9 protein-coding genes are annotated in these 11,551 nt (G+C 59.2%); 5 read left to right on the forward strand and 4 right to left on the reverse strand.

Translation table 11 applies throughout. From position 1 onward, the window contains the following. Positions 1-233 precede the first annotated feature (233 nt). Positions 234-1,415, reverse strand: coding sequence for a Na+/H+ antiporter NhaA (gene nhaA / locus M727_RS37195; protein ID WP_036263200.1), 1,182 nt, complete (start codon positions 1,413-1,415; stop codon positions 234-236). A 561-nt stretch (positions 1,416-1,976) separates the two neighbouring features. Here nhaA and M727_RS39220 point away from each other — a divergent pair. From M727_RS39220 to M727_RS0124455, 3 genes are all read left to right on the forward strand, one after another. After that, positions 1,977-2,828 carry a class I SAM-dependent methyltransferase gene (locus M727_RS39220; protein WP_027154863.1) on the forward strand — a complete coding sequence of 284 codons (852 nt, stop codon included), beginning with the start codon at positions 1,977-1,979 and terminating at the stop codon, positions 2,826-2,828. Between the two features lie 50 nt (positions 2,829-2,878). After that, positions 2,879-4,099 (forward strand): cytochrome P450, encoded by a 1,221-nt coding sequence (locus M727_RS0124445; RefSeq protein WP_027154864.1) that lies wholly within the window; start codon positions 2,879-2,881, stop codon positions 4,097-4,099. A gap of 1,061 nt (positions 4,100-5,160) precedes the next feature. Continuing rightward, positions 5,161-5,643, forward strand: coding sequence for a hypothetical protein (locus tag M727_RS0124455; protein WP_051505701.1), 483 nt, complete (start codon positions 5,161-5,163; stop codon positions 5,641-5,643). Positions 5,644-5,740: 97 nt separating this feature from the next. On the opposite strand, the gene M727_RS0124460 is transcribed toward M727_RS0124455, so the two are convergent. Continuing rightward, positions 5,741-7,459 (reverse strand): monovalent cation:proton antiporter-2 (CPA2) family protein, encoded by a 1,719-nt coding sequence (locus M727_RS0124460; RefSeq protein ID WP_036263193.1) that lies wholly within the window; start codon positions 7,457-7,459, stop codon positions 5,741-5,743. Positions 7,460-8,292: 833 nt separating this feature from the next. On the opposite strand from M727_RS0124460, the gene M727_RS0124465 reads away from it, so the two are divergent. Further along, a complete protein-coding gene (locus tag M727_RS0124465) occupies positions 8,293-8,688 on the forward strand; it encodes a hypothetical protein (protein ID WP_156941603.1) in 396 nt (131 codons plus the stop codon). A gap of 217 nt (positions 8,689-8,905) precedes the next feature. Beyond that, positions 8,906-9,592 (forward strand): DUF2062 domain-containing protein, encoded by a 687-nt coding sequence (locus M727_RS40380; protein ID WP_084646867.1) that lies wholly within the window; start codon positions 8,906-8,908, stop codon positions 9,590-9,592. A 244-nt stretch (positions 9,593-9,836) separates the two neighbouring features. On the opposite strand, the gene M727_RS0124470 is transcribed toward M727_RS40380, so the two are convergent. Continuing rightward, positions 9,837-10,931 (reverse strand): hypothetical protein, encoded by a 1,095-nt coding sequence (locus tag M727_RS0124470; protein ID WP_027154869.1) that lies wholly within the window; start codon positions 10,929-10,931, stop codon positions 9,837-9,839. Beyond that, positions 10,928-11,368 carry a helix-turn-helix transcriptional regulator gene (locus tag M727_RS0124475; RefSeq protein ID WP_156941605.1) on the reverse strand — a complete coding sequence of 147 codons (441 nt, stop codon included), beginning with the start codon at positions 11,366-11,368 and terminating at the stop codon, positions 10,928-10,930. Before M727_RS0124475 ends, M727_RS0124470 begins: the two co-directional genes overlap by 4 nt. Positions 11,369-11,551: the final 183 nt, after the last annotated feature.

Here is an 11,551-nt window from a genome sequence, read left to right on the forward strand (position 1 = left end):
GGCAACGCGACGGATCATCTCGATCGCCAATTTGACCGACACAGCGTCGCCACATCGCGCATTCTGGAGATTCCATTCCAGAAGCTGCTTGGCCGTGGCGGTCTTGCAGCCCACTGGCGATGCCCACGGCGGGTCCTCCCACGGACGCTCCCAATGGGTTACTGTGATCCTATTTTTGTTCTAGATCAACAGGTCACGCGAGACGTCGAAAATGGCTCCTGACGTGCGACGTGTTAAGATGCCTTTGGAAGCTTCGCCTTCGCCACGCGAAGAACCAACCATCCGACGATGCCCGCAAGCGTCGATCCCAAAAGCACACCAATCTTCGTTTGGTCCTGAAGGAGTGCAGAGCCCGGATAGGCAAGGAGCCCCACAAAGAGGCTCATCGTGAAGCCTATTCCGCACAGCACCGCCACTCCGTAGAGTTGCGCCCAGGAAGCACGGCGTGGCATGTCCGCCAGATCTAACCGAATGGCCAACCGGGCGAAGCCGAAAACGCCGACCTGTTTGCCGACAAAGAGTCCGAGTGCAATACCCAGTGGCGCCGGATCGAGCAACGCGGCGGGAGTGACCCCGGCGAAGGAAACCCCTGCATTGGCAAACCCGAAAATCGGAACAATGAGAAATGCCACCCACGGGCTGAGGGCGTGTTCAAGTCGGTGAAGCGGTGATTCCGGGCTATCTCCGGACGAGACATTCAACGGGATTGTTAGCGCCAGTGCGACTCCTGCGATCGTCGCGTGAACGCCTGACTGCAGCATGAAAAACCAGAGCGCGGTGCCAAGGATTAGGTACGGCGCGAGGTGCTTCACGCCGTACCGGTTCAGGGCCGCCAGAGCCAACAACGTCGCGGCCGCAAGCCCCAGCATCAGTGGCGAGAGTTCGGCGGTGTAGAAGAGCGCGATGATCGCGACTGCTCCCAAGTCATCCAGAATCGCTAGTGCCGTGAGGAATATCTTCAGCGAAACTGGAACACGCGGACCGAGGAGCGCGAGGACCCCAAGCGCGAAGGCAATGTCCGTCGCAGAAGGAATGGCCCAGCCCCTGAGGTTCAGCGGCTCGTTCCAGTTGATCGCGACGAAGATCATTGCCGGCACGATCATGCCGCCAAGTGCGGCTATCCCCGGCAGTGCGCGCCGCGACCATGTCGCCAATTGCCCGTCCAGGAGCTCGCGTTTGATTTCGAGGCCCACCAGAAGGAAGAAGACGGCCATCAGTGCGTCATTGACCCAGTGCAAAACCGACAGCCCAAAAACATATCGGCGCAGCACATCGAAATAGACGGGAGCGAGTGGGGAGTTCGCAATCAGCAAGGCCAAAGCGGCGACACACATTAGCGTCAGGCCACCCGCGGCTTCATTGCTAAAGAAGGACCGGGCAATTGAGGGGGGACGAAAGCGGGGTTGATTTAGCATCCGCGCTCTTTTCCACGGTTGGCGGACCGGTTCAACCCACGATATTTGTTCACTGTCCCCGGGCATGCGCAGCCGAGGCCCGACCCCGCAACCGGAAGAAATAAACTAGCAGGATTGCACCAAACGCCGGGCCTCATCTACGGCCAGAAGGCAGGTGGTGCTCCCCTTCAAGAAAAAATATGACGCAGTATCGGCCAGATTATCATGGCGGTGATGAGGACACTGGCTGAAGCGCCAATGACAGTGCCAATCTTCTCAGGCCAACCCTCTTTCGTGTGGCTTTCTGTTCGCAGGGAAATTGGACGTGTGGCCATTGAATTTACCCTTTTTGGTTTGGAACATGATCAGATCACGTAAAATATCTTGGCGCGGTCCGACAATCCGACGCTGTCGCCGATCGTTCAAGATGGCCGCCAAAAGATTATCAACTGCAATGTCGATCTTGGCACGTCACGTGCAGCCGGCATGTCCGCAATTCCAGGTGCAACTCACGAAAGCGCTTGAGTGAGCTCTGGACCTGTTTTTTCTTCCCTTCCGCCGAATCGTCACCGGAAGTTTGGAATGAGCCGAGAACACTGCGCGACGCTCTACGACCTGCCATCATTGTACGATGCGGTGGTTAAGCCCGGCCCGTGCGCATCATTCTACCGCAAGCTCGCATGTTCCACCGGCGGCCCGATCTTGGAACTTGCCTGCGGTACTGGCCGACTAACGATACCGCTGGCGCTAGACGGCCACGAGGTGGTCGGGCTTGATGCTTCGTATCCCATGCTAAGCGCTGCTCGCGCCAAGGCTGAGGCGAAGCGCGCCAAAGTGGAATTTGTGCTCGGCGATATGTGCAGGTTCGATCTTGGCAGGTATTTCGCCTTGGTGATCGTCTCCTGCAATTCGTTGGCTCACATGACAGCTAACGAAGACATCGTTGAATGCCTAAGCAGGATTGCCAGACATCTCGTCCCGGGGGGATTGTTGGCCTTCGATGTCGTGAATCCAAACGTGCGCGATCTTGCGCAATGCGGCCATACAGCTGAACGGAGCGAAACCGAGCCTGATCGCTCATATGTCTCGGGCAGCAAGGAATTGATTTCCTATGACCCGGTCCAGCAGGTCCAAATCTTGAGATGGCGCTTCGAAGCGTTGGGGCGAAAAATACCACCTGTCGCGCGATGCGCCTGCGCGCCTATTTTCCGCAGGAGATGCCGCTGCGCCTTGCCTTGGCAGGTCTGGAACTCGCCGCCCGATACGGTGACTTCAACGGCCGCCCATTCACCGGCTCCAGTCCCAACCAGATTTATGCAGCTCGAGCAGCAAGGAACGCCAGTTGATATGATTTCATCCGTTTCGGACCAGTCGACCCCCCCGGTCGTCTTTTATGCTAGCGTTCCGGTGCGTTCGAAGGCCGAGGCGGGTTAACCGGCGAAGCGCAGCGCCTTGTGAAGGACTGACGACATTGGAGTGAGGGTATGGTCGAGACGCGCGATTTCGACATCTTATCGCCGGGCTTCCACGCAAACCCCTTCCTCACACTCGACCGCATGCGCGCCGAAGGACCAGTCGTCCCCATGAGGCTGCCGATTGTCGGCCGCACCTGGCTCGCCGTGACGCACGACGCCTGCGCAACCTTGTTGAAGGACCACGAGAGCTTCGCGCGCGACCCTGCCAACGCGGGGAGCAGGACACAGGCGCGGATACTGAGAGTTCTGCCGAGGTCGCTCAGTCTTCTGGCGCTGAATATGCTCGGCCATGACGACCCGGAGCACCGTCGCCTGCGTGGCCTCTTCGACCAGGCGTTCCAGCGCCGAACCGTTGAGGCCATGAAGCCGATGATCACGCAAATAGCCGATCGGCTTCTCGACAAGATGGAGGGAAGGCCCGAGGTCGATCTCATGACCGAGTTCTGTCGCGATCTTCCGCTTTCGGTCATCTGTGCGATGCTCGGCCTGCCGGAGCAGGAACACGATCGATTCAAGAGCTGGCTGGGTGGGCTGAAGGACACCGCCAATATCGGCGCCGTGCTCCGCGCCATTCCCGGTGTGATCCGTGCAGTCCGCCATCTTCGCCGCGTGTCACGGCAGGGAGGCGGAGCGCTGCCCGATGGATTGATCGTGGCGCTGCGCGATGCTGAAACCGATGGGCAGAAGCTCAGCGAGGATGAACTCGTCTCGATGATCTTTCTGCTCTTCGGCGCGGGGCAGGAAACCACGACTCATTTGATCTCCGGCGGGCTCTTTGCATTGTTGTCTCACGAGGACCAACGCCGCAGGCTGCAAAGCGACCCTAGCCTGATGCCCACCTGCGTCGAGGAGTGCCTGCGCTATGTATCGCCAGTGCAAATGACCAAGCCGCGCTTCGCGACCCGCGACATGGTCTGGCAGGGACGGCAATTCCGCCGCGGCGAGATGTTCGCCGGATTCCTGGCGGCGGCAAACAGCGATCCCGCCAAGTTTGAGGATCCACACCGTTTCGACATCACGCGCCACCCAAACCCGCACCTCTCCTTCGGCACAGGCGTGCATTTCTGCCTCGGTTTCCAACTCGCTCGGGCGGAGGCCGCGATCGGGTTCGAACGAATCCTCTCCCGCTTTCCGGCTATGCGCCTCGCCATCGAGGCGCAGAAGATCGAGTGGCGCAAGCGCCTTGGCATTCGCGCCTTAGCGCAGTTGCGTGTACAACTCGTGACGTGAAATAGGGTGCCGGGCGCAGAGTTGCTTGCATAGTATTGAGCGCGATGTGTGGGTTTTGCCTTGTCCTCGCTGGTGCACTCCGAACACAAAGTCAGGAGGAGCTCTCGTTTTCAGTTGATTGTGACCTGGACCTGGGTTTTGCTTAACTTCGAAAGCCCGATCAGAGTCATGGCTGCATCTTCGATATACCAGATTCCGTCGGTGTATGACCGGATCGTGCCACCCGGCCCTTGCGCGGCCTGCGCGTGATCCTTGTGCAGGAGGCAGTACCCCGCCTTTGGGCGGCTGGGCTTTCGCTGATTAAGCGCTCTGGCGATTTCGATGGGAAGCCGCTCTGTAGCGCAAGCTCAAACCAGGTCTATATCGCTACCGGCACGGCTTCGGGCACGAGAATGCAAGATAAAGGAACGACTGGTGCCGTCACCTAGGGCAATAGAAGAGGCAGGGTTCATCCTCGAGCCCGCCGAGCTCGAAATGCTCGGGCGAGTGTTCGAAATGACGGGAGTGGCGGGAGAGGACGAGCACGCACGTGAACTTCGTGCTTCACGGATCATAGGCTACTTTCTTGCAGGCATTACAAGTGAGGAAGAACTCTGTATGTGGGCCAAGCGGCCTCTCCATTGGAAATAGGCTTGAACAATATGGAGCGGCCCCGCCGTGGCCGAGACGCGCTCCGAGTGGCCGGGAATTGGAACGGCTCGTGTTGGGCGGTGGCCACCCACTGCGCCCCCGGAGTCGGCGGATGCCAGCAAACAAACACACCCCGATGAGGTACTCGCCATCGTTAACTCGCTGAAGGCCAGATCATTTGCGTCTGACCAAGGAGCGGTGGGGCGGCACGGCAGAACGCGTGCCGATGCGCTTGCGTGCTTCTCTGCGGCCGCTGCCTTCATCATTGATCCAGAGCTCCCCAAAAACCGACGCTTTCGCCCGTACTATGTCGGACATGCTCGAACGCACCGGCTCGTTGTTTAAAAACGGTGAGCGAAAATAGGGGCATCAGGCGCATTGCCGTGATCCGGTTAAAGCCAGCAACCGCGGGAGATATAGCTATCACTAGGATGACTGAGGAATCCAAACGGTTTTTTGCCGCGGTCGTGGGAGGTTTCATCGCTGCGACTGGTTCGATCATACAGCTCAATGCGCAAGGAATCGACAGCCAGGAGGCGATCGGCAAAATCATCGGTTCGGAGGTGATGGTGGGCGAGGCATCGGCCGAGATTCATATCGGCAAGATCGTTGCCGCGATCGAGAAGACCAGCGAAAACATCGGCACAATCAGGAAAGTGTCCAATCTGAGCAAGGTCGACATCGTCTTGCTAGCCGACGCGGGAGCAAGCCAAGGAGGCATCCCGCTGGAACTCGACGCCAAGGTCGAGGAATATCGAGCCGAGATTTCGCAGCTTCGGAAGGAGCTCGAAGGTAACGCGATGCTCTTCCACGCTATCGATTCGCGGCAAATACTGCCCACCCAGGTGCTCGCCGTCGAATTCGACGGCTCTGGCGCTGCCATCATCTATGTCGCCCGGCGGCGGAGGCGGTAAAAACCGGGTTTTCGGCATGTGGAGTCGCTTGTGCTGCCTGCCATTGCATGGAGCAGGTACAGATCACCGCGAGGCGGTAAATGCCAAGCACTCAGACTCAGGGAAGGTCGGAGCCGCTTGGGGACGTGGGGTAAGAACGCTTGCGGACGGTCCTGACGGCCGCATCCACATCCGTTTTGCTGTCCCCGAGTTCTTGAAGGACAGCTGCACCCAGGAGAAGGCTGGATTCCGTCGTTTCGGGCATCACGGTTGTCGCGCCTTTCTCAAGCAGCTCTTGCACATGCACGTGGTGACGCGCCCGCACAACCACTGGGAGGTCGGGCAGTTTGCGTCTCAGCGCCGCAAGAACCGATTTGGCTGCCTCGGGGTCGTCCAGAGTGACCACCATGGCCTTTGCGCTGTCGATTCTCGCTGCGGCCACCATCTCCTCCTGAGAAGCGTCGCCAAAAAAGACCGGTAGACGTTCTTTCCGGGACCGCTCGACATTTTTGGCGTCGAGGTCGACTGCAACCCACCTGTATCCACGCTCGTCGAGCAATTTACCGATCACCTGGCCGACCCGCCCGAACCCGGCAATGACAACATGGCCCGAGCAAGCTTCGGTCTCTGCCTGCAACTGAGTTCTGCTGGGTAGCCCCCGTCGCTCAAGCTGGCTCTGGACTGCTCGACCGGCCCGGGCCAGAAGTGGCGTGGTAGCCATGCTGACGGCGACGACGGCAAGCAGGAACTGACCGGTCTCGACCGATAGCGCCTGGGCGCCCATCGCGAGGCTGAACAGCACAAAAGCCAACTCGCCGCCTTGGGCAAGGTGCAGGCCAGCGCTTGCTGCGAGTGGCAGCGGCAACCCGAATGCCCTACATAGGCCGAGGATTAGCAACGCCTTCACGGCTATGAGTGCAACGGCGACCAACAGTATCCAGTGGAACTGAGGCAAGACGACGCCGACGTCGACCAGCATGCCGATCGAGATGAAAAACAAGCCCAACAAGACGCCTCTGACAGGCCGGATATCGGCTTCGATCTGGTGGCGGTACTCGGTGCCGGCAAGCATGAGACCGGCTAAGAAGGCGCCAAGGGCCATAGGGAGACCGGCCAGTGCGGTACCCCAAGCCGTGCCGAGCACCACCAGCAGGGTAGCTGCAACGAAAAGCTCCGCGTTCCCCGTGCCGGCGATAACGCGGTAAAGCGGTCGAAGCAGCAGACGCCCGGCGGCAAGCAAGATGACTAGCGCCACGGTGGCCTTGAGGCCCGCCTCGGCGAGCGTCCAAGCCAGTTCTTCAGGCTCTTGGCCCAGCGCTGTGACAACCGCCAAGCCGGGAACGAGCGCGAGATCCTGCAAGAGCAGAACGGAAAGAACTGCCCGCCCGAGATGACTGGACAGCTCGCCGCGCTCCGACAGCAGGCGCAACACGAAAGCCGTTGACGAAAGAGCGAGGGCGCCGCCGATTATCGCCGCCTGTCCGATGGTGCCTCCGAACGCTAGTACCCCCGCTCCGATGACAGCACCCGTGACGGCAACCTGTGCCACGCCAAGTCCGAACACATATAGCGCCATGGTGCGAAGGCGGTCGAACGACAGCTCCAGCCCGATCGCAAATAGCATGAACACAATGCCGAGCTCGGCGAGGCGGTGCGTTCCCTCAACCTCGCCCACCAGTCCAAAACCATACGGTCCGATAACAAGGCCCGCGATCAAGTAACCGATGACCGCTTCAATGCCGAGCCTGCGCACCAAGGGCACAACCAAGATAGAAGCCATAAGGAAGACGACGGCGTCGCGCAGGATAGAATAATCGTGAGGGACGCTTTCGGGCATGATGCTTCGGTCTGCTACAGTTTCATCACCGGCGCAACCTGGTCCTGTTCGGCTGTCGCCCATGGCTTTGCTCACATAGGCGCCGAGTGGATCGGCCGAGATATTCTCGGCATCGAAATAGCCTGCGCATCAATTTTGCAACGAAGAATTCTGCGCCCTGACCTCCTTACGCTCTCAAGCAGCTTCTCAGTAGAATCCCTTAGGAATGCATCGGAATTTCCGGGACGGGCACGTGCTATTAGTGGACTGAAGGCGATTGGCGACCGCCATTGTCGCCTATTGGCTCGATCCACGAGACATTTGAACACCTTTCGCCCTTCATCGTGGCAATCCCGTCAGGGGGCTCCGCCTCTCCATTATACAGACGCGCCCTGGTCAGCTGGTGAGTCTGGCAAAAGCGGGACGCCGGGTCGTGCGGCTCAAGTCCGGCGACGGCCGTAGCTGCCGCAAGGCGATCCACCACGCAGAACCGTCGGCGGCGGCCGGCCGCACACAAGCAGAAACTCCTTCATTCGCATCGGCAGCAATTATCGCCACCGCCAAAGAGGTTGCAGACGGCGTTCGGCGTAGCACCGGCAATACTCGGCGCTGCGCTATTTCCTGACTTTGCCGGGGCCTTCGTCACTAGATTTTCGTGGTATACTTTTCTGCAGTCGGACGAGGCGCAGGTACCCATTGGTGATGTGCCCTTGCTCTTCCGGAAATGCTTGTAGCGCGCGGCCGGCAGCGCCGCATCGAGCGACCGGAGAGAGCCGGATTGGAGATTTTCGCGACCAAAACTAGTGCCAGAATACAATCTGGGATTTTTGCAAAGCGTGAACGTGAGTGTGAAGATGCCAATCAATGAACACACACCCGAACGGCTCGTGTTGAAGTCTGGTTCTACGACCCTGAGCTTAAGCAAGGAGATTGGAAAAGCGCGGATGCAAAGCAAGCTTCTCTTTTGGAAGTTGAAGCCTGCCGAAGCGCCGCTTTCAGATATTGTCGACGTGACCGTTGACACCAACGTTGATCGCGCATCCGGCGTAGACATCTGCAGCACGATGTTGGTTATGCGAACGGGCGCGGGCTGGGCGTTCCGGGCTCCGATAAAGAGGATGCTCAACTCAATGCCGATGCAATTCGTGAATTTGTCGGACTACCTGCCTCAGCGGTCTGGTCTACTCGACGGCGTCATTCAAACCCAACAGGGCACTGTCAGAACCGATGCAGCGGAGGGATCGCGATGAAAATCGACAACATCCTCGAGGAGACTGCTCAAGGCTGAACGGGTGAGGGCGCGTCAGGCCCCGACTTTGGCTACGATCTAGGTCGTCAGCCTGTTCGAGGCACCTCGCGGTGTCCAGGCGACGCGCTCATTTTAGGGGATGACTCCACCCGAAAGCCTCGGCTTTGCCGATCGATGCGCTGAACGGCAATCTCCTCGGTAGTGAAGCGCAGATTCGAATGTGCACCGCCTGCGTTGATGACACGGGCCTAAGGTTACTAAACTGGTTCCGCTCTGGCATATTCCGGGCTGCCTTCGACCGAAGTGACGCAAACGTCGCGAGCGAAAAATGCTCTTCAAAAGGAGAAACCAGGCGACCGTTTGGAGCAAGGTCAGGGGGTCTCTTTTGGCCAACACGATCATTTCGGCGGTCGGCTCGCTATTTTACAAAACGAATCCTCCGCCTGACCGCCGCGCCGCATGCGGTTGCCGCAGGGGTGGCCGCCGGTGTATTCGCATCGTTCTTGCCGTTCGTGGGCTTCCATTTCATCATAGCCGCTACTGTTGCGCTGTTTATCAGAGGCAATCTGGCTGCCTCGGCATTGGGTACCGCGATTGGGAATCCGATCACATTTCCTTTCATCTGGGCCGCGACCCTCGCCGTTGGTAGGCTCATTCTCGACGGCAGAAATCCAGGATCGCTTGCACCTCTCCATTTCGGGGATCTGCTACGAACAGTAGATGTCGTGCATTTATGGGAACCGCTCGTGAAGCCGATGACAGTAGGCGGGGTTCCCCTCGGCCTTTTCTTCGGCTTGATTTTCTACGGGACTACGCTCTGGGCAACAACTACTTTCCATAAGCGTCGACGCCTTAGGCTCGCCGAAAGTACCCGCGCGGTTCGCCCGCACCGAGGACATCGTTGAAGATCGACCCGTTGAACCGAAACCAAGTTCGCCTAGACAAGGTTGTCCGACTAACGTCGCGGCAAACAAAACATCACAAGGACAAGGCAAGCGGAAGACACGACAATGCCGCTTGTGCGCGTCGCTGGGGCCTCCGGGAATGAATGGAAATAACGCAGTCGAGGCAACGCTCCCATCGGCCGCTCAGCATGCCGAGGCGAGCGTCGAAAGACCAGAGCGAGTCCAAAATGTCATCCTCGATGAGTCACTTCCACGGCAGTCCTGCGGCGCTGAGGCGTGACAACAGTTTATTCCTGAACTCCGGACTGCGCGCCTGCTGCAATTGATCGACATGCTTGCCGGTCAACGTGGGCGACTCGCGCGAGACGAACGACACGTCTCTCCGCGCAGACTTGAGATCGCCTATCCCGACGTATGATGCAGCCCGCAGGAGCCGTGCCCAGTGGTATTCAGGCAGGACCATCAGAAATCGATCAAACGAGGCAGTCGCGGCGTCATAGTTCCCCGCGGCGTATTCGGCATCGCCCCTGAACAGAAAGATCGGATGATAATCCGGACTGAGAAGGGTGGCCCGCGCGAAAGCTGCCTGTGCACCTTCGAGATCTCCGGCGTAAGTCAGCCCGATTCCCAGCCAGGTACTGCACTCTGCATCGTTCGGATTGAGTGCGACGGCCCGCCGCAGGCAGCCAAGGCCTGTCTGCAAGTTTCCAAGATAAGTCTCGGCCAATCCGAGAGCACTGTGCAGACATGCTTCCCGGTCATCGCAACGAAGTCCGGCCCGCGCCCCATCACCAGCCCGGCGAAAGGCCTGGATGGGTTCACTGGACCATCCGTTGAAGCAGGAGTGGAAATCGACCCAGGCAAGGGTCTCTCTTATCAAGGCATGGTCTGGCTCGGCGGCGAGGAGCCTTTCACAGAGACGCCGCGCTACGACCATGCCTTTCGCCGTCGGCCGTTCGACGTGGTAAAATGCCTTCAGATAGAGCTTGTCGCGCTGAACTGCTTCCTCGATGGCAGGCGGGCCTGCCGCATGCTTCATCAACACCTGGAACAGGTTCCCGCTGATCACGCCTGTCAATTCGTCATGCGATGACGTCTGGGCGAGATCGTATCTTGCGCTCCAGACCTCGACTTCCTCCTGGGCGTCCACGAGATGCGCGAAGGCGTGCGTGGCCTTGTCCTGGCGATGGACCGCGACTTCCAGGACATAGTCGGCTCCCGTGGTCTTGCCGATTTCCTTGACAGTGAGCTGCCGCTTCGCGAGCGCGAACATTGTGGCCGCTGAGACGATTCCGATCTGGGAGAAGCGGCCGAGCTCTGCGGTCAACGCGCGCGTCAATGCATCCGCGTCGGTCTTTGTTTTGCCGAACTGACCCTCAACCGCATCACCGCCAGCCGCGGTTTTCCGCTTTGATGGGGTGACAGCGCGTCCGGCCGAGCGCCGGAAGCGCCGGCAAAATGCGCCGCGAGCCCGATCTTGGTATGCACGCCAAGTTTTTCGTAGATGGCCGCAAGGTGGGTGCGAACAGTGGTCGGGGCAATGAAAAGTGCATTGCCGATTTCTCGATAAGTCATGCCGGTTGCGAATTTTTCCGCGACCGCGCGCTCGCGACCCGACAAGGCATCGAGCGTCTGCGCTTTCGAAGCGTCATTGACCGTCATGGTGGAACCCGTCCCAGGACAGAATACTACAAATGCAGGAGGCCGAATACTGCATCTGCCCGTTCCCGTCGCAGGCGCACAAATTGCAAGGTCGTTTGCCGCAAAAAGCGGCAATCAGGGGGAGGTTTCCATGCGTCCTGTTTCGATAATGCTGGCATGCACGATCTTGAGTTTTTCCGCCGCCCAGTCGCCGTCGTTCGCAAGAGGATGCAGGCAGGTGCTGGAATCGGATGTGAAAATCACGAGCATGCGCCTCTATGCCGACATCCTGGCCAATGCCGCCCGCAACGGCTGGGA

Origin of the sequence: Mesorhizobium sp. WSM2561, assembly GCF_000513915.1 — a bacterium.
Taxonomy (GTDB): domain Bacteria; phylum Pseudomonadota; class Alphaproteobacteria; order Rhizobiales; family Rhizobiaceae; genus Mesorhizobium; species Mesorhizobium muleiense.